Genomic DNA, 18,467 nt, shown 5'->3' with positions numbered 1-18,467 from the left:
TGTTAAGAACCCGAATTCTCGAGGGCAACCAATGACCTATACTTCTGAAATCGCAATCCGTCATTCCCGCGAAAGCGGGAATCCAGGTTCAGAGCATTTCGTAAAGGTCTTCCCAACTGGGATTGAACTTCTCGATTAGCTCGAGCTTCCACTTACGATTCCACTTCTTCAGTTGTTTCTCACGGATTATCGCGCTACGAATGTCGCCAGCTACTTCATAGTATACAAGATTGTGGATATGGTACTTTGCAGTGAATCCGCCAAGCGTTTCATGCTTATGTTGCCACACACGGGCTTTCAGATCCGACGTGACGCCAATGTACAGTGTTCCATTGTGACCGCTGGCCATTATATAGACGTAGCCCTGTTCCAATTTCCAAATCTGGATTCCCGCGTTCCCGCTGAAACGCGGGACAGGTCGCGGGAATGACGTGACTTACTTGCTACGGCCTTGACCGATTAAGTATCCTGCTGAGAACAAGCAACCGCTTCCCCTACGGCCGTACTCCCTGATACAGCGCCGTGATGTCCACATCCTCGATCATGTCGATGATGCGGTAGTCGTCCTGCGCCAGTAGTTCATCGGCGACCATTTCGATTTTGAAGCGGTGGGCTTTTTCGATTTCCTTGATGCGGTTGACATCCTCGTTCATCATGAACTTGGCGACATCGGGATGGAAACGCACCTGGTAGCGCTTGCCGGCCTTGGCAACCTTGGCGCGCATAAACCAGCGCTCGACCTTCATCGCCATCGTCTCCTTCGACATGATGCGGCCAAAACCGTGACAGGTCGGACACGATTCCGACAGCGTGTACATGATCGACGGTTTGGTGCGTTCGCGCGTCATTTCGATTAGTCCGAAATCGCTCACGGGAAGAATCGAATTTTTGGCGCGGTCGTTGTCGAAACAGCTCTTGAATTCCTCGAACAGCACCTTGTGATTGGCATGCGAGTACATGTCGATGAAATCGAGAATGATCAATCCGCCAATATCGCGCAGTCGAATCTGGCGGGCGGCTTCGTGGGCGGCCTCGAGATTGGTCTGCAGGATCATGTTCTCCGGGTCCTTCTTCGTGCCGACGAAACGTCCGGAGTTGATGTCGATCGTAGTGAGAGCTTCGGTGTGGTCGATGATCAAATAGCCGCCCTTGCGGAACCAAACCTTGCGGTCAATCATCTTGTCGATTTCGGGTTCGATATTGTAAGTGTCGAACACCGGCACTTCTGAGTCGTACTGCTCGATGCGGTTCTTGAGTTCGGGGTCGATCGACTTGACGTATTTCATCGTGTTGCGGTAGATATCTTTATCATCGACGATCAAGCGGTCGACGTCATTGGTGAAGACATCGCGGATGACCGACGAGGTCATTGACTCTTCCTTGTGCAGTAGCGTCCCGGGCCGGGCGCGCTCGGCTTTCTTCTTAACCTTGTACCAGATCTTCAGCAGCCGACGAATATCGTTGGTGAATTCCTTTTCAGTACGGCCCTCGCCCTCGGTACGGACGATGATGCCGACGCCTTCAGGTTTGACATCATAAACCAAGCGGCGCAAACGGCGACGTTCGGCGAAGTTGATGATCCGTTTCGAAACGCGAATGTAGTTTGAACCTGGCGCGAGAACTGAGTAACGCCCCGGCAGAGACAGATCGCTGGTGACGCGAGGTCCTTTGGTGCTGATCGGTTCCTTGATGATCTGGACTACGAGTTCCTGCCCGACCTTAAGGATGGCTTCGATGCTTTCGTACTTGTGGCGGCGGGTGACTTCAGCGTTGACCTCTTCCTCTTCGGCGTCGATATCGTAGCGCGCGGCGGAATCGGATTCGAGACTGATGTCGGAGATATGGAGGAAGGCGGCTTTTTCCATGCCGATGTCAACGAAGGCGGCCTGCATTCCTTGTACGATGCCGGTGACGCGGCCCTGGTACATGTCGCCGACCATGCGTTCGGAATCTGCCCGTTCAACGTGCAGTTCGACCAGTTTGTCGTCTTCGGTGACGGCGATACGAGTCTCGTGCTCGCCGACGTTGACGATGATTTCTTTTTTCAATGTACTGCTCCTGACAGTTGTCAGGATGCGGAGATCAGTCGGACACCCGGCGTGAGCCGCACACCATTGAGAAACGCATTTGAATCCATCCGCTTTTTGCCTTCAAGGCAAACCTCGACCAACCGGACAGCGCCGGCGCCTGATGCCACGATCAGGCCGCGAGACTTGTCAGCCGCAATGATTTCGCCGGGAACGTGGTTACCATTGACCTGTTCCGACAAAGCGGCGCGGAGGATTTTGAGACGTTTCCCTTCAAGGACAGTAAATGCATCGGCGGAACCGGCGAGGCCACGAATCTGATTAACGATTGCGATGGCGGGGCGGGACCAGTCGATCGGACTGTCGGAGGGTGTGATTTTGGGAGCGGGTGACGCCAGCGTATCATCCTGCGGAACGGGACTTAGTCTACCGTCCTCAAGTCCATCGATAGTTTCGACAAGCAGGTTTGCGCCGATGTCAGCGAGCTTCGGGTAGAGGTCTTCGTAGGTCTCATAAGGACCGATCGAGACTTCGCGAGCGAGCAAGATGCCGCCGGTGTCGACCGATTTCGCGATGCGAAACGTCGTGACTCCGGTTTTCGTAGCGCCGTCTATAATTGCCCGTTCGATCGGGGCGGCGCCGCGATAGCGCGGCAACAGGGAGGCATGCAGATTTATCGCGCCATGGCGCGGTAATGCGAATAGCTTTTCCGGCAGAATTCGGAATGCGACGACTGCAAATAGTTCGGCGGCAATTTCGCCGATGCGTCGCAGGAATCCCGCGTCAGTCAATTTGTCCGGCTGCAAGACCTCGAGGTTTTTGCTCAAAGCAAATTCTTTGACCTCTGATGATGTCTGTTTTCTTCCCCGCCCGGCGAGCTTATCGGGAACAGTCACAACTGCCGCGACCTGATGTCGCGACTGTAATAGCCGTTCCAGCGCGATTTGCGCGAACCTGGGCGTACCGAAGAAGACCAACCGCATCCAGTGGTTAATTCTTTGTATTAGGATACCTTTATTTTTTTCAACTTCCCGGAGAGCATTTCTCGCTCCACCGGGTCAATATGATCTATAAACAAAACGCCGTTGAGATGGTCGGTCTCGTGCTGGATAGCTCGGGCAAAGAGGCCCTCGGCACGGACAACTTTCTGTTTACCTTCCAAATCGGTGTATCGGCAAACGACTTCATTGGCGCGGGCGACTTCGACAAACAAACCCGGGAAGGACAAACAGCCTTCTTCGCCGCATTGTTCACCGGAAGTCGACAGAATCTCGGGGTTGATCATTACGACCTTGTCGTGTTCCAGCTCAACCGCTTCGAGATCGAGGATGAAAAAGCGCTCGGTGACGCCGACTTGCGGGGCGGAAAGTCCTACCCCCTTGACACGGCGTAAGGTAACGAACATCTCCTCAATGAACTCTCTGAGTTTGGGAGTGATCTCCTTCACAGGCGTGCACATTTCGCGCAGAACTTCATCACCGTATATGACAATCTGCTGCCTGGCCACGTTTACGCAACTTTCTGGGCAATCGCTGATTTAAGGAACTCCATTTTGACTTCATCGGAAACTTTGATAATTACCTTATTCTCGTCATCGGAAAATCCAAAAACTGTACCGTACATACCGCCGGTTGTGACAACGCGGTCGCCTTTTTTGAGCTCGCTAAGCATCTTGGTATGCTCTTTCTGGCGCTTTTGCTGGGGGCGAATCATCAGGAAATAGAGAACCAGAATCATAAGAGCGAATGGCAGGACCATACTCCAGATACTACCAGCACCACCCTCCGCACCCTGCGGCGCGGCCATCAATAGAAAATCCATTTAATTACTCCTCCAAGAGTATTATACGCTGTCGGCTTCGTCCTTATAGAGTTTGAAGAAGCTCTCCTTGAATTCATTGAACGCATTTTCGAGGATCGCCTGACGTGCCGAGCGGACTAAGCTAAGATAATAATGTAGGTTATGGATTGTCAATAGCCTCATTCCCGCTATTTCGGCGACGTTTATCAGATGTCGAAGATAGGCTCTTGAATAGTTGCGGCAACATATACATTGGCAACCTTCATCGATTGGACGATAGTCGGTGGAATATTGTGCCAATTTGACATTCAGCCTGCCAAATCTGGTAAAGGCAGTTCCGTTGCGGGCGTTGCGAGTCGGCATCACACAATCAAACATGTCAATGCCTCGCTCGATTCCGAGAACCAAGTCAGCGGGAGTACCGACTCCCATCAGGTATCGAGGTTTGCTCTCAGGGAGAATGCCGTCAAGGAGTTCGAGCAATGGGAACATCTCTGACTTAGGCTCCCCTACCGAAAGCCCGCCAATGGAATAGCCGGGGAAATCGAGATCTACCAATGATCGGGCAGAGCGCTCGCGCAGGTCGGGATAGATCGAACCTTGGACAATTCCGAACAAAGTCGGAGCGAAGTTGCCGACAGTTGGGCAAGCGCTATCAATATTGGCAGGTCTCGAAGAGACCTGCCCTACAATGTCCAGCCAGTGCTTCTTCTGGCGTTCAGCCCAACGCAGGGTCTGGCGTTCGGCGCGGTCGGCATCGGCGTGGGTGCAGGGGTATTCGATGCAGACGTCCAGCGGCATGATGATGTCGGCGCCGAGAGCGATTTGGACATCGACTGTAGATTCAGGAGTAAACAAATGCGCCGAACCGTCGATGTTGGAGCGAAATTGGATACCGTCCTCGGTGATTTTGCGGAGTTCCTTGAGCGAAAAGGCCTGATATCCGCCGGAGTCGGTCAAGGTCGGCCCGCGCCAGCCGTTGAAACGCGCCAGTCCTCCGGCATCACGGATGATGTCGAGACCGGGCCGAAGGTAAAGATGGTAAGTGTTGCCGAGTATGATCTGGGCACCGACCATGCGAAGATCGTCGGCATCAAGGGTCTTGACCGAAGCCGCGGTTCCGACCGGCATGAAGATCGGGGTTTGGACTGGGCCGTGGGGAGTAGTCAACTCGCCGGCGCGAGCGCGACCGGAGTTGGCGGTGAGAGTGAACTTAAATGCCATGGGTTGGGAATATAGGCATGTCGCACTGAGATGTCCACTCTAGATGTTACGAGCTGACAATACGAATCATGCTTCACAAGCAGCCTCAAAAAAACAACTTGACATCTTTGGTCGATGTTCATTTCTTCACGTTCAACATAATCACAACAACACCCGATGGCGGGTCCAGAATTCGTCACTTGTAACAAGGCTCTGAGTTGAAGTCGGTATACGGCTCATTGTATTCGCCTTGCAGCGTCATGCCAGTCATGGCGATTTCGGCGTTTGCGGTGGAGAATGGGAAGGAGGTGGAAGCAGCTTAAGAACTTGTTTTCTCAGCCCCTGTTTCGTGGGGCAAAGTCAGGCAGAATAGAATTGGAATCTACCACACGATGACACGGAAACGTGGAGGATGAAAATTGATGAAACGCACTTTCGTTATCGCTTTCGGACTGATCGCAGTACTTGCAGCACTGGCAATGGCAGATGTCCAGGTCGCCAATGTAGTACGTCCCGATGTCCCCGACTTTGTCGGCTATGTCCCTGACGAGTTTGTAGTGAAGTTCAAGCCGGAAGTTGGCAAATTCAGTCCGACACAGACGGCGCTTGGAATCGTCGCTATCGGTAATGCTGGAATTGACGCATTAGCGCGTAGATATGAAGTCGCGGAGATGCGCGAACAATTCCCCGGCGCTACGCCGATTTCGGTCAGGGGCGAGATTCTTGACCTTTCGCGCTATCATGTGATCAAGTTTGAGAGTGGGCACAAACTCGACGATGTCATGGCGGAGTTCCGCAACAATCCGATGGTCGAATCGGTTGAACCGATCGGAATTCACGCTTTGTATGCTACACCCAACGACGGATTCTATGATCCCGAGCAGTGGCATCTGAATCAGGCTTCAAATGATAAAGATATCGATGCTCCGGAAGCATGGGATATCGAGACCGGAGACCCAGGTGTAATCGTTGCTGTAATGGACTCCGGCGTTCGCTATTACCACAAGGACCTTGGCGGTTCGGCGGCGTCTTCGACGACACCGACTGCGACCGACGGCAACATGTGGATCAACCTTGCCGAGAAGAACGGTACTGCCGGCGTGGACGACGACGGCAATGGCTACATTGACGACTGGGTCGGATATGACTTTGTTACCGGACTGACCGGCTGCTGGAGCGGCGAAGACTGCTCAACCGCCGACAATGATCCGCGCGATTTCAACGGCCATGGAACGCATTGCGCAGGCAATGTCGGCGCCATCAATAACAATGGCTATGCTTCTTGCGCTGCTGCCGGCGGCTGGGGGAATGGTACATTGCAGCCGACCGGCAATGGTGTGAAGGTAATGGCGCTGCGCATTGGCTACTCGGCTTCATATCTTGGACAGGAAGCCGGATATGTCCGCATGGATTTTGCGGCTTCAGCATTCTACTACGCTGCCAACAAAGGCGCGAAGATCGCTTCCTGCTCGTGGGGAGCTTCGAACTCCGGCGGTATTGATGCTGCAATTACCTATTTCCTGAATGCCGGCGGAATGATCTTCAAGGCGGCAGGCAATGCCAACAATCAGACTTCGGACTACATGACGGCTCGGACGGACATTATCGCCGTTGCCGCTACCGATCAGAATGATTGCCGCGCCAGCTTCTCCAGCTACCGAACCTGGGTCGAGATTTCGGCTCCGGGCGTTGCAATTTTAAGTTCGTATCACGACCACGCTGATGCCGCCAATGACTATGTCGCTACACTGGATGGCACCTCAATGGCGACCCCGATTGCGGCTTCCGTTGCGGCACTGATCTGGTCAAAGAATCCAACCTGGACAGCGACACAGGTGCGCGACCGCCTTTATACCACTTCCGATCCGATTAGTGGGCTTTCGTGCAACTCAGCGTATGCCGGCAAGCTTGGTGTCGGCCGCGTCAATGCCTACAATGCCGTGAACTCTGGCGGCGGATGCACAGCGCCGGTGGCGAATTTTAGCGGTACGCCAACTTCCGGCAGTGCCCCGCTTTCGGTGACATTCACGAATTCATCGACTGGCACCGCGCCTTTGACTTATGCTTGGACATTTGGCGATGGCGGCACTTCGACCGCTGCAAGTCCGGTCTACTCCTATGCGACGCCCGGAACTTACACGGTTACATTGACAACGACCAACGCCTGCGGCTCCGACGGTGAAACCAAGACGGGCTATATTACCGTCAGCACTCCGCCGGCACAGCAGTGCGATGACTTCAATGACAACAATATCACAAACTGGGTGAACAGCACCGGTACTTGGACCGTGGCGAGCGGAATCGTGACCGGCAATTCGAATACGCAAAATTCCAAGCGCACCTCGCCGTTCGGGTCCTTCAGCAATCCGACGATTAATTGCCAGGTGCGGATGAACACCGGCCGGACGCAACGCAATGCGCGCATTATCTTCAACTACGTCGATGCCAACAACTATCGCTTCATTGAAGGCGACGACGTAAACAACTGGTGGCGGATCTACTCCCGCACCAGCGGAACGAATACCGTACGTGCGACGTTCACGACAACAGTCGCAACCGCTACATGGTACAATGTTGAAGTCGTTGTAACCGCAACCGGTAACACGACCCTTAGAGTCAATGGCACAACTCTTGGCTCTTACAATTTCGGTTCGGCTCCCAGCGGGCCAGTGGGTATTGGCTATAGCCGATCGAACACGAATTTCGACAACTTCTGTGTCGGAGCAAGTTCGTCACTCATTGTAACGGATGATTATGCGGCTGAGGCTGGCGAGCCCATTGACAAGACCTCGCCGTTGCCGACGGCATTCGTCTTGGCACAGAATTATCCAAATCCGTTCAATCCGACCACTACCATTAAGTACTTCTTGTCAGAAGCTACTGATGTTGAGTTGGTGATTATCAACGTCTTAGGTGAAAGAGTTAAGACTCTGGTAAGCAGTGCGCAGGCGGCTGGCGAACATTCAATAATCTGGGATGGACGCAACCAATACGGCTCGCAGGTATCTTCGGGAATTTACTTCTACAAGATGACTGCAGGCAGGGCTACTGAAACCCGCAAGATGGTGATGATGAAGTAGTTCACGAGATCACTTTGATTTCAAAGGAATCGCGGCGGCCTAACGGCCTGCCGCGATTTTTTTGGTTACAATAACGGACAACAATGACTATTATAGAATTTGAAGACATTTGTTAAGTAACGGAGTTGGGTGATGAGATCGAGATTCCCGCTAATAGTTGCGATCGCATTTATGTTGTTATTTTGTCCATCTATCGTTGCGGCTTCGACCAAAGGTGAAATTCAACTTGGATTCAAGGCAGGCGGCAGACTCTCAACCTTCACCGGGACGGATACTTGGTCATCCGGGATGCGACGGACTTTCAGCGCAGGCTTCTTTGGCAATTACTCTCTTGGTTCTCAAATCTCGATTCAGCTGGAAATCAACTATGCTGCCAAGGGCTCGATCGAAGATGTACTTGTCGGAAACACGCTGCTGAAAGGCAAGATCAAGGTCGATTATATTGAAATACCGGTCCTCTTTCGACTTGCCTACAGCCGGCAAAGCTCTGTTGTGCCAAGAATCTTCCTTGGCCCGGCAATCGGAATTCTCATAAAGGAAGAAGGTGTTGTCAAATATGAAGGCCGAGACCTTGCTTGGGTGCTCCAAAACACACGCAGTCTTGACCTTGGCATTGCATTCGGACTTGGACTCGACATCGCCACTCGGCATGGGATAATTACATTTGATTTTCGCGTCACACCGGCGCTGAGTACACTTCACGAGGACTATCCTGAGTTCGACCGGAAGAACATCTCGTTGGCGCTTCAAGTCGGATTCGCTATCGTTCGATAGATCCCGAGTCCGGGAACTGCTTACAGAAATTTCTAATCGCATCTTGCTTTCGAGTGGATTTTCCATAATTTGTACCGAACTATCTACTTTAGGGGGTAAACTGCTGCAAGGAGCTCGCCATGGCTGTCAGGTCTTATGATGATTACATCGCATCGCTCAAGAGCATGCGCCCCAATGTTTACAAATTCGATGAGCTGATAACGGACGTTACGACGCATCCGGCAACAAGACGAACGGTCGAAGGACATGGTCAGATATTTAAACTGACTGCGGATCCAGCATTACGCGAGATATTTACCTGCATTTCACATCTGACCGGCGAGCCGGTTTCGCGCTATCTCTCACTGATTCAGAATCCTGACGACATGTGGGCCAACAGCCGACTCAAACGGACGATGTTTCAGAAGACCGGAACCTGCACTGGCGGAAGATGTGTCGGCTGGACGGCATTCAATTCGATGTATGCAGTGACCTATGATATCGACAAGGAACATGGAACAGACTACCATCTTCGCATAAGAGAGTGGCTGCGGGATGCTCAGAAGCGCGACATCACAATTTCCGGCGCGCTGACTGACCCCAAGGGCGACCGCGCCAAAGGCGTGGCGGAGCAAAGTGACCCGGATTATTTTCTGCGAATTGTTGAGAGGCGTCCTGATGGAATTGTGGTACGCGGCGCGAAGGTGATGATCTGCGGAGTTGCGGCTGCAAACGAGATCTTTGTCTTGCCGGGATCAGGCTACGCTGAACACGATGCCGACTATGCCGTGTCATTTGTTGTCCCGCGCGACGCTGAGAATCTTACCATTGTCGAGACTCGCCATCCCAGCGATGGACGCGACTATGAAGAGGGATTCGATTCTGCTGTGCAAGAGGGCGGCATCACGCAGGCATTCCTGCTGTTCGAAGACGTCTTCATTCCAAACGAACGGGTGTTTATGGCGGGTGAATACAAGTTTGCGCAATCGGCCGTGATGAATTTCATCTGCAATTACCGCGCGGCTATCGGTGGCTGTGTTGCCGGCCAGGGTGATGTCAAAATCGGAGCGGCGCTTCTGACTGCACGCACAAATGGCCTCAATTCGAAAGTGTTTAAGGACAAGGTCATTCAGATGCAGATCAACAACGAGACTACTTTTGGAATGGGGATTGCCGCAGCAGCAATGGGAAGAAAGCACCCTTCAGGCGTTTGGTTAAGCGATCAATTACTATCCAATGTCAACAAAGTGCTGGTTGCGACGTTACCGTATGAGACCTCGCGTTTGGCGCAAGATATTGCCGGAGGAATCGCGGAGACCGGTTGTGTACCGTCATTCAAGGACTTCAAATCAGCGAAGTATGGGCACCTAATAGCAAAGTACATGACGGCGCGTTCTTCAGCAGAATCCCGCATGAAGGCGGCACGATTGGTCGAATGGGCGACAATTGGCGCGGGAGTTCCCGGCTGTATGCACGGCGGAGGCTCTCCTGATGGCGCAAAGTTGATGATTCGTTCATTCGGCAAGGTTGACGAGAAAGTCGAGATGGCCAAGCGTTTGGCCGGGATCACGGAAGACGTTCCGGAGCCGAGCGGGAAGTAGTTGTCGCCTCAGCTTTTGCGTATGGGCTTTATTCGAGCAACGAGCTAATTCGTTTAGCCAACTCGAAGTCGAACTCGGTGAGACCGCCAACGTCGTGAGTATAGATGTCAATCGTCACCCGTGGATAAGTTAAGAGCACATCCGGGTGGTGATTGAGATCGTTCGCTATTTTCGCGATCTGATTGACGAAAGTTACGCCATTGCTGAAGTTCAGTGTCTGAAACTGCGATCTGAGGCGCCCATCGATGTATCCCCAGCCTGGCACATCGGATAGGCGGGCGGTGATTTCTTCATCAGTGAGCTTTTTGCGACTTACCATAGCTATCCCTTATCGAATTATCTATATTGATTCCGCACAGGTTTTGGCTGACCATCGTTGTCCAAACAATGATGAGTCGTAATCTTCTATTGGTACGTAAGAAAAGTATGGATTTTTCGGAGTCATTTGCTGTAGCACTAAATTCGCTTTTGGCGAATCGCGTGCGATTGGTACTGACGATGCTCGGGATCATTATCGGCGTTGGAGCGGTGATCACGATGATTTCGTTGGGTGAAGGCGCCAAACAGGCGGTAGAGACGCAGATTCAGCAATTGGGAACGAATATCCTAACTGTTCGTCCGGGAGCATCGGGACCTAACACGAATCGTGCCGCCGGCAACACCGTCGAATTCAAGCAAGAGCACGTCCAAGCAGTTCGGGAACAATGCAAGTCGATAGAGGCTGTCGTTCCCGAATTCTACCAATACACCCAAGTAAAGTTCGGCAATCAGGTTACTTACTCGCAAATCTGCGGAACCGAAGCGGCATACGAATGGGTTCGTAATTCACCGGTTACGCAGGGGGAGTATTTTACTAACGCGGACAATGCTCGACGAGCCAGAGTGTGCATTATCGGAGAGAAGGTCCGAGAAACTCTCTTCCCCGACAACGAGAATGTCGTCGGTGAACAAGTTAAGATCAAAGGCGTCAATTTCGAGATCGTCGGAGTGCTAAAAAGCAAAGGCGAAGGCTGGGGCGATCCGGACAACACTGTGGTTGTCCCAATCGAAACAGCCCAAAAGCGCCTCTTCGGCACTGAGCGTGTCTCGCAAATTTCAATCAAAGTTCCGGATATTGCTTCGATGGATCCGGCAGCTCTTGAAGTTGAAGGCGTACTGCGGAAGTACCTCAAACTGCGCCCCGATGAAGAAAACAACTTCTCAATCCGAAGTCAGCTTGATATGCTAAGCACCTTCGGTGAGGCGTCCAAGACCTTGACGACATTATTGGCCTCGATTGCGGCAGTTTCGCTTCTGGTTGGCGGCATTGGAATCATGAATATCATGCTTGTTTCGGTGACGGAGCGAACTCGAGAGATCGGGATTCGCATAGCGATCGGAGCGCGCAAACGAGACATTCGCTATCAGTTTCTCATTGAAGCGGTTGCAATTGCACTAATTGGTGGGATAATCGGGATCATTCTGGGTGTCGGCGCGAGCTTTGCTTTGGCCAAGTTCGCGACATGGAATACCAGCATTGCCCCGAATTCGATATTCCTCTCGTTCTTCTTTGCCTTTTTAGTCGGGGTCGTTTTTGGATTGTTTCCGGCAGTTAAGGCATCAAATCTCAATCCGATCGAATCGTTGCGCTACGAATAGTCGCAGCGGCTTGACTTCACACACTTCCCCGCCTATATTCCCTGCTCCACGAAGGAGTATATGTGTCTGAATACAAATCATCACTTAAGGCAAAGCTCTTAGAGCTGGTTAACAAACACGCCGTAGTACACGGCGATTTCATTTTATCATCAGGTCAGAAGTCGACCTATTACATCGACGGCAAATTATTGTCACTCATGCCGGAAGGACTCAACTACCTTTCGCGTGTCATACTTGAGATGATTGACGGCGAGAAAGTCGACGCTATCGGCGGGCTGACTCTCGGCGCAGATCCGATTATCGGCGGTGTTGCGACATTGTCGTATGAATCAAAGAAACCGCTGGCAGGATTGATTATCCGCAAGGAGAAATCGGGACATGGCCGCGAGAAGCGAATCGAAGGACCATTGCGCAAAGGTATGCGCGTAGTGGTTGTTGAAGATGTCGTCACTACCGGGTCGTCCTCGTTCAAGGCTATTGAAGCTCTGGAAGAAGCCGGATGCGAAGTCGTTAAGGTTATCGCGCTGGTGGATCGACTTCAAGGCGGAAGCGAAGCATTCGCGGCAAAGAACATCAAGTTCGAACCGATCTTCACACTAAAGGACCTCACTCTTTGATGTCCGGACTGAAAGTCTACCATTCTAAAGACTGCGACCGCAGTGTGCTGAAAGGTCAGCGCATTGCGGTCGTCGGCTATGGGTCGCAAGGGAGAGCTTTCGCGCTCAATCTGCGCGACTCCGGTTGTGATGTGTCGGTAGTCTTACGTCGACAGAGCAAATTGCGCGATGCAGCAGTAAAGGATGGCGCGAAGGTCGCCGAATTGGCAGACCTGGTTGACTTTGATGTCATAATTCTCGCTCTGCCGGATCACGAACAACCGGCGCTGTATGAGGAGTGTTTCGCATCTGATGATGCCGAACGAAACTTCGTGCTACTGCACGGGTCTAACTTTCATTTTAAGAACATCGCCTTCCCGGAAAATCACGGGGTAATTCTGGTTGCACCGCATGGACCGGGGCGAGATTTGCGCGAAAACTACCTGAATGGCACCGGGCTCGCGTGTTTTCTTGCAATCGGGCAGGATGTCGCCGGCAAGTCAAAATCGATCGGACTTGCGATTAGTGATGCCATCGGAGCAGGGAAGGCAGGAATCTACGAGACGAACTTCCACGATGAGACGGTCGGCGATTTGTTCGGTGAGCAGACACTGCTGGTTGGCGGACTGGCAGGATTAACTGATGCAGTGTTTCGCACGATGGTTGATAAGGGGATTCCGCCGGAAAACGCATATCTTGAGACTATCAAGCAGTTGAAGCTGTTGGCGGCGATGATCGAAGAACATGGACCGGCAGGAATGATCGAGAGAGTATCGAAAACTGCTGCATTTGGCTCGCTGTTGGCGATACCTTCCCTATTTGACAATACGTTTCAGCGACGGTTGGAAGCCATCTACTATGCGATTGACGGCGGGCAGTTTAATCAGTTACTCCTGGATGAAGCGAAAAATGATTTTCAGATGTACGATGGATTGCTGAATCTAATGAAGCAGCGAGTTTCGCAAACTGCGAGTGAAGAATTCAAGAAACACGAGGGCTAACAGTGACAGCGAATTTCGAAATGAGAAATCTCCGTCCCGGCGACTACGATGAGATAATTCGCATTTGGACAGAGTGCGGTTTGCACGTCAAACCGAAGGGACGAGACAGCAGAGCGCATCTCTTGTCAGAAATGGAAAAAACGCCTGACTTTCTGATCGGCGCTTGCATCGCAGACAAGTTGATTGGTGTCGTTGTCGGTTCTTATGACGGGAGACGAGGCTGTGTCAACCGCCTGGCGGTCGTTAAGGAATTCCGCAAACACGGAGTGGCACAGGAGCTGATCAATATTTGCGAAGAGAGACTAAAGGCCGCTGGAGCGCTGGTCATCTATGCACTAATCGAGGTTGAGAACATACCTTCGCAAACACTTTTCAAGAAAATGAAGTATCGCCATCATGACGGTTTAATGTTCTTCTCCAAGCGAGAAAGCGACGAAGTGTGACATTACAGTTGCGTGTGCTCTCTGTGCTGACAATTGCGGCCGTTCTTTGTGTTTCCTGCGGGAACAAGAGCGAAGTGCTGCAACGCTTCTCTCTTATTTCCGACGGTGAGCAGACAGCTTTCGCGCAGACTCTTGCGACCTATCCGATGGAATATGATAGTTCATCGATGGGAGTTTTTGTCAAAAGCGTCAATGGGTTTTCGAGCACCAAGACGGCATATTGGCTCTACTTCATCAATAGCAAACCGGTACCAAAGGCAGCGAATGATTACGTGCCGGCGGCAGGCGATACGATTGAGTGGCGGTTAGTTTCGGGCTACTGATTTGGTCCGGCGAAGAATCAAGAACAGGACCACACCGAAGGCAAAGAGGGCTACGGCGATTAGGTGATTGTAGGTGAAAGTCACACCGCCAATCTGGGTTTCCATTTCGGCTTCGTAGTATCGAACATACTCGATTGCAAATCGGAAGACGGCTTCAATAATCAACATCAGCGAAAAGGTCGCACCGTAAAACTTTTTCCCTGTGTCGGAGCGGTGCAAGACATAGAACAAGAGTAATCCATACAGTGATGAGTAAATTTGCGTCGGATGCAAATGCGCATCGCCGAATTGCGCGTAAGGAATTGAGCCTTCCGGGAAAGACACACCAAACGGCAAGTCACAGGGCATGCCGAAACAGCATCCATTGAGAAAACAGCCAATTCTGCTTACACAAATGCCCAGTGCAAGAGCGGGCGCAAAGATATCCATAACTTGCCAAAGGCGCTGTTTCTTGAGTTTGACGTAGATCAGCGTTGCCGCAATCGCGAAGACGACGCCGCCATAGAGGTTCAATCCAGCGATTCCAAACTGACCGCCCGAGCCAAAGGGATTGAATGAAGAAAGCAGATTGCTTGAGAAGTCCGACCAGTGAAACAGAACGTAGAATACTCGCGCACCGACAATGCCGGTGAATATTACTACAAAGGCAAGATTGAGAACAAAATTGACATCGATGTTTTCGCGCAGGGCGCGCATGCGAATGTAGACAATACCCAGAAAGAACGACAATGCGAGCATTAGCCCGAAGCTACGCAGGGCGAATGGACCGATATGAAAGATTTCTGGATGCATCAGTGTGACGGAATATATTCAATCATAAGCGTTTTACAACTGGAAAGCCTGCGGTTCCAAGCCAATCTTGTTTGTTTCGATTTAGGCGCGGGTCCAAAACATAGCCGTTTGGACCCGCGAGTAATGTCGACAATCATTCTCCGGAGGCAGAAGAATCGAATTGCCCTACTGTCCGAGAATCAGCGGCAGTCCGTTCTTGGAATTGCCGATGATGACAATCTTGGCATTCGGCGACTGCGCCAGCTTCTCGGTGGTTTCGATTCCCTTCCATTCGAGCAACTTGTCGTTGATTCCGGCGGAAACGATCTTTTGGAAGTCGGCGATACCCTGCGCTTCAATGCGCTTGCGTTCGGCTTCCTGCTGTTCCCGTTGGAGAATGAACTCCATGCGCTGGGCTTCTTGTTGCGAGGCCAGCTTTTCGTTGATGGCATCGGAAATTCGCTGCGGCAAGGTGACGTCGCGAATCAGGATGCTCTCGAACTCAATGTATTTGTCCTTCAGCTTTTCCTTAACTGCGGCAAGCATCTGGCCGGCGATTTCGTCACGCTTGGTGGAGTAGAGCTCTTCGGGAGTGAACTTGCCGGCGATCGAGCGCGATTCGCCGCGAAGGGCTGGCGCCACCACGACTTCAAAATAGTTCGGTCCGATGGTGATCTGCAAGCTGTCCAACTTATCAATAACCGGCCGATACCAGACGGAAACGTCGAGCACGACAGTTGCGCCGTCGGCCGTGAGCAGCTTGAGGCTCTCTTTGGCCTCCTGGGTCTGGATCTTGTAGGTGTAGATGGTGTTCCACGGCATGTGCCAGGCAAAGCCCTCGGGATACACTGTTCCCATTTCGGTACCGCCGCCGAATTTGAAGTACTTGACGCCGCGTTCGCCGGATTGGATCTGGGTACCACAGCCGACAGCGACAAGCGCGAGCATCAGAATGATCACGATTTTGAGAATCGGAACATTTTGTGAATTGGTGGACATAGTGCTTCCTCCGCAGTTAAAGCCTTCCCGTAGAGCTTACGGGAAGGCGGGTATTTTGCTATTTCGACGGGGTGAATTTAGTATCAGGGTTTTGTTAACACAAACCTTGCGTCAACGGCGCGAGTGTTATTTTTGTCCGCGGTGACAATGAAGGGGTTGATGTCGATTTCGGCAAAGTCGGGGAAATCGAGCACCAGTTGCGAGAGCTTGGTGATGGCATCCTCAATCGAGACAATGTCAACGGGCTTCGACCCACGGAAACCGGTCAGCAATTTGTAGCCTTTGAGACTCTGGATCATCTCTTTCGCATCGAGATCGGTAAGCGGAGCGATGCGGAACGAAACGTCTTTCATCACTTCGACATAGATACCACCGAGTCCGAACATGATTAGCGGTCCGAACGATGGGTCAGTGGTCATGCCGATAACTGTCTCGACACCGCCGGTAATCATCTCTTGAATTACGACAGAAAACTGCTCTTTCGATTTCGGCATCGCCTTCTTGATGCGTTTCTGCATTTCGACATACTGCTCCATCACTTCCTGCGGTGTGCGCAGGTCGACGGCGACAGCTTTGTACTCGGTCTTGTGCAGGATGTGCGGTGTGTTGACTTTCATCACGACAGGGAAACCGATCTTCTGCGCGATCTTGGCGGCTTCCTCTTTGGTGAAGGCATACTTGTAGGCGGCAACCGGAATCTTGTAGGCATCGAGCACTTGCAAAGCATCATCGCCGATGACGGCGGGAATCTTTGCTTTGCGAGTGCGTGCTATAATTTCGGCCACCTTGTCGCGGTCGCCTTTAACCTTGCTAATTTTGCCTTCGGGACGCGACAGCCAGCGGCGATACTTGTCGATATGCGCGAGTGTCGTCGCAATTGATTCCGGGAAAATCATCGCCGGGATATCTGCTTGACGCAGGCGGTCGAACGCATCGGAACCGTATGTCACTCCCATGAAGCAGGCGAACATCGGCAATTTGGATTCGTGCGCGGTATCGATAATCGCATCGGCTACAAGATTAAGATCAATTGTCACCGGCGGAACGCAGATGGCAATGACCGAATCAATGTTGGGATCCTTGACGACATGCGACAGCGATTTGCGGAACTCGACACCGGTAGCGCCGGCGACGAGGTCGAGCGGGTTGTGAACCGGAGTGCCCTTGGGAAGAATCGGTTGAATGGCTTTGACCGTCTTGTCGTCGAATTGCGGCAAGGACATACCGGAACCGATCAATGCATCGGTCGCGAGAATTCCGGGACCACCGGCGTTGGTAACGATGGCGACGCGGTTGCCTTTGGGGACAGGCATTTTGGCGAGCGCATTGGCGACATCGAACATTTCTTCAATGGTGTTGGCGCGGATGACGCCGGTCTGCTCAAACAACGCGTCAACCGAGACATCGAGACCGGCTAACGCTCCGGTGTGCGATGAAGCTGCGGCGGCGCCTTGTGTCGTCTTGCCGGATTTCACCACGATGATCGGTTTGACGCGGGAAACTTCGCGGGCTATTTTGCTGAATGTGCGCGGGTCGCCGAAATTTTCCAAGTACAACAGAATGATTTCGACGGTCGGGTCGTCGCGCCAATAATCGATGATGTGATTACCGTCGATATCGGCCTTGTTGCCGATCGAGGCAAACATCGAGAGGCCGAGATTGATTTCCTGTGCCTGTGCGAGAATTGCTTCGCCGAGTGCGCCCGATTGCGAAATCAAACCGATCTTGCCGAATGACGGGCGAATCTTCGAGAATGTCGCATCGAGATGAACCTTGGGATCGGCATTGATGATGCCGAAGCAGTTGGGTCCGATCATGCGCATATTGTAGTGCTTGACGAGTGCCGCAACTTTGAGTTCGAGCTCGGCGCCGGCCTTGCCCTGTTCTTTGAATCCGGCAGTGATCATGACCAGACCCTTGACGCCTTTTTCACCGCACTGTTCGACGGTGGCGAGGACGAGTTCTTTGGGGACGACAATCACGGCTAAATCGACCGAATCAGGCACATCGAGAACAGTGGAGTAGCACTTGATCGAGTGGATGACCGACTTGGTAGGATTGACCGGGAAGACTTTCCCTTCGAATTCGTAATCGATGATGTTATGGAGTAGTTCGCGTCCGATCGATCCTTTGCGGTTGGTTGCGCCGATGACGGCTATCGATTTCGGGCGAAAAATGAAGTCGAGACTTCCTTTCACGGCCGGTTCCTTTCGTCGAGTTTAGTCATGGCGG

Annotated in this window: 18 protein-coding genes; 8 read left to right on the top strand and 10 right to left on the bottom strand. The window is 52.2% G+C overall.

The window, feature by feature from the left end:
- Nucleotides 1-88: 88 nt before the first annotated feature.
- From IPH59_10965 to tgt, 6 genes are all read right to left on the bottom strand, one after another.
- Nucleotides 89-349: a GIY-YIG nuclease family protein gene (locus IPH59_10965; GenBank protein MBK7092217.1), complete on the bottom strand. Its 261-nt coding sequence runs from the start codon at nucleotides 347-349 to the stop codon at nucleotides 89-91.
- A 145-nt stretch (nucleotides 350-494) separates the two neighbouring features.
- The gene (locus IPH59_10960; protein ID MBK7092216.1) at nucleotides 495-2,048 is read right to left on the bottom strand and encodes an Rne/Rng family ribonuclease; all 1,554 of its coding nucleotides are present in this window, start codon (nucleotides 2,046-2,048) and stop codon (nucleotides 495-497) included.
- Nucleotides 2,049-2,068: 20 nt separating this feature from the next.
- Nucleotides 2,069-3,010 carry a methionyl-tRNA formyltransferase gene (locus IPH59_10955; protein ID MBK7092215.1) on the bottom strand — a complete coding sequence of 314 codons (942 nt, stop codon included), beginning with the start codon at nucleotides 3,008-3,010 and terminating at the stop codon, nucleotides 2,069-2,071.
- A 20-nt stretch (nucleotides 3,011-3,030) separates the two neighbouring features.
- The gene (gene def, locus IPH59_10950) at nucleotides 3,031-3,534 is read right to left on the bottom strand and encodes a peptide deformylase (protein MBK7092214.1); all 504 of its coding nucleotides are present in this window, start codon (nucleotides 3,532-3,534) and stop codon (nucleotides 3,031-3,033) included.
- 2 nt (nucleotides 3,535-3,536) lie between these two features.
- Complete coding sequence (gene yajC, locus IPH59_10945) at nucleotides 3,537-3,848, bottom strand: preprotein translocase subunit YajC (protein ID MBK7092213.1); 312 nt, start codon at nucleotides 3,846-3,848, stop codon at nucleotides 3,537-3,539.
- Nucleotides 3,849-3,869: 21 nt separating this feature from the next.
- Nucleotides 3,870-5,051 (bottom strand): tRNA guanosine(34) transglycosylase Tgt, encoded by a 1,182-nt coding sequence (gene tgt / locus IPH59_10940; GenBank protein ID MBK7092212.1) that lies wholly within the window; start codon nucleotides 5,049-5,051, stop codon nucleotides 3,870-3,872.
- A 401-nt stretch (nucleotides 5,052-5,452) separates the two neighbouring features.
- Between tgt and IPH59_10935 the strand changes: the two genes are divergently transcribed.
- The 3 genes from IPH59_10935 to IPH59_10925 all read left to right on the top strand — a co-directional run bounded on the left by IPH59_10935 (nucleotide 5,453) and on the right by IPH59_10925 (nucleotide 10,464).
- Nucleotides 5,453-8,110 carry a S8 family serine peptidase gene (locus IPH59_10935; protein ID MBK7092211.1) on the top strand — a complete coding sequence of 886 codons (2,658 nt, stop codon included), beginning with the start codon at nucleotides 5,453-5,455 and terminating at the stop codon, nucleotides 8,108-8,110.
- Nucleotides 8,111-8,242: 132 nt separating this feature from the next.
- Nucleotides 8,243-8,884, top strand: coding sequence for a PorT family protein (locus IPH59_10930; GenBank protein MBK7092210.1), 642 nt, complete (start codon nucleotides 8,243-8,245; stop codon nucleotides 8,882-8,884).
- A 119-nt stretch (nucleotides 8,885-9,003) separates the two neighbouring features.
- On the top strand, nucleotides 9,004-10,464 hold the full coding sequence (locus tag IPH59_10925) for a 4-hydroxyphenylacetate 3-hydroxylase (GenBank protein MBK7092209.1): 1,461 nt from the start codon (nucleotides 9,004-9,006) through the stop codon (nucleotides 10,462-10,464).
- A 28-nt stretch (nucleotides 10,465-10,492) separates the two neighbouring features.
- Here the strand turns inward: IPH59_10925 and IPH59_10920 are convergent, their stop codons facing one another.
- Nucleotides 10,493-10,783, bottom strand: coding sequence for a 4a-hydroxytetrahydrobiopterin dehydratase (locus tag IPH59_10920; GenBank protein ID MBK7092208.1), 291 nt, complete (start codon nucleotides 10,781-10,783; stop codon nucleotides 10,493-10,495).
- Nucleotides 10,784-10,890: 107 nt separating this feature from the next.
- Here IPH59_10920 and IPH59_10915 point away from each other — a divergent pair, with 107 nt between their 5' ends.
- The 5 genes from IPH59_10915 to IPH59_10895 are packed head-to-tail and all read left to right on the top strand — an operon-like array spanning nucleotide 10,891 to nucleotide 14,465.
- Nucleotides 10,891-12,102, top strand: a complete 1,212-nt coding sequence (locus IPH59_10915) for an ABC transporter permease (GenBank protein MBK7092207.1) — start codon at nucleotides 10,891-10,893, stop codon at nucleotides 12,100-12,102.
- A gap of 41 nt (nucleotides 12,103-12,143) precedes the next feature.
- On the top strand, nucleotides 12,144-12,719 hold the full coding sequence (gene pyrE, locus IPH59_10910; protein MBK7092206.1) for an orotate phosphoribosyltransferase: 576 nt from the start codon (nucleotides 12,144-12,146) through the stop codon (nucleotides 12,717-12,719).
- A complete protein-coding gene (gene ilvC, locus IPH59_10905) occupies nucleotides 12,719-13,699 on the top strand; it encodes a ketol-acid reductoisomerase (GenBank protein MBK7092205.1) in 981 nt (326 codons plus the stop codon). Before pyrE ends, ilvC begins: the two co-directional genes overlap by 1 nt.
- A gap of 20 nt (nucleotides 13,700-13,719) precedes the next feature.
- Nucleotides 13,720-14,142, top strand: a complete 423-nt coding sequence (locus IPH59_10900; GenBank protein ID MBK7092204.1) for a GNAT family N-acetyltransferase — start codon at nucleotides 13,720-13,722, stop codon at nucleotides 14,140-14,142.
- Entirely contained in the window at nucleotides 14,139-14,465 is a 327-nt protein-coding gene (locus IPH59_10895) for a DUF4430 domain-containing protein (protein ID MBK7092203.1), read from the top strand. The genes IPH59_10900 and IPH59_10895 overlap by 4 nt, the downstream gene beginning before the upstream one ends.
- On the opposite strand, the gene lgt is transcribed toward IPH59_10895, so the two are convergent.
- The 3 genes from lgt to IPH59_10880 all read right to left on the bottom strand — a co-directional run bounded on the left by lgt (nucleotide 14,448) and on the right by IPH59_10880 (nucleotide 18,433).
- The gene (gene lgt, locus IPH59_10890; GenBank protein ID MBK7092202.1) at nucleotides 14,448-15,257 is read right to left on the bottom strand and encodes a prolipoprotein diacylglyceryl transferase; all 810 of its coding nucleotides are present in this window, start codon (nucleotides 15,255-15,257) and stop codon (nucleotides 14,448-14,450) included. The two genes, IPH59_10895 and lgt, sit on opposite strands and share 18 nt — an antisense overlap.
- Nucleotides 15,258-15,422: 165 nt before the next feature.
- Nucleotides 15,423-16,235 (bottom strand): prohibitin family protein, encoded by an 813-nt coding sequence (locus IPH59_10885; GenBank protein ID MBK7092201.1) that lies wholly within the window; start codon nucleotides 16,233-16,235, stop codon nucleotides 15,423-15,425.
- Between the two features lie 83 nt (nucleotides 16,236-16,318).
- Nucleotides 16,319-18,433 carry an acetate--CoA ligase family protein gene (locus IPH59_10880; protein MBK7092200.1) on the bottom strand — a complete coding sequence of 705 codons (2,115 nt, stop codon included), beginning with the start codon at nucleotides 18,431-18,433 and terminating at the stop codon, nucleotides 16,319-16,321.
- Nucleotides 18,434-18,467 lie beyond the last annotated feature (34 nt).

The sequence above is a fragment of the bacterium genome (assembly GCA_016708315.1).
Classification (GTDB): Bacteria; Zixibacteria; MSB-5A5; order CAIYYT01; family CAIYYT01; genus JADJGC01.
This window is presented reverse-complemented; position numbering and strand designations above follow the sequence as displayed.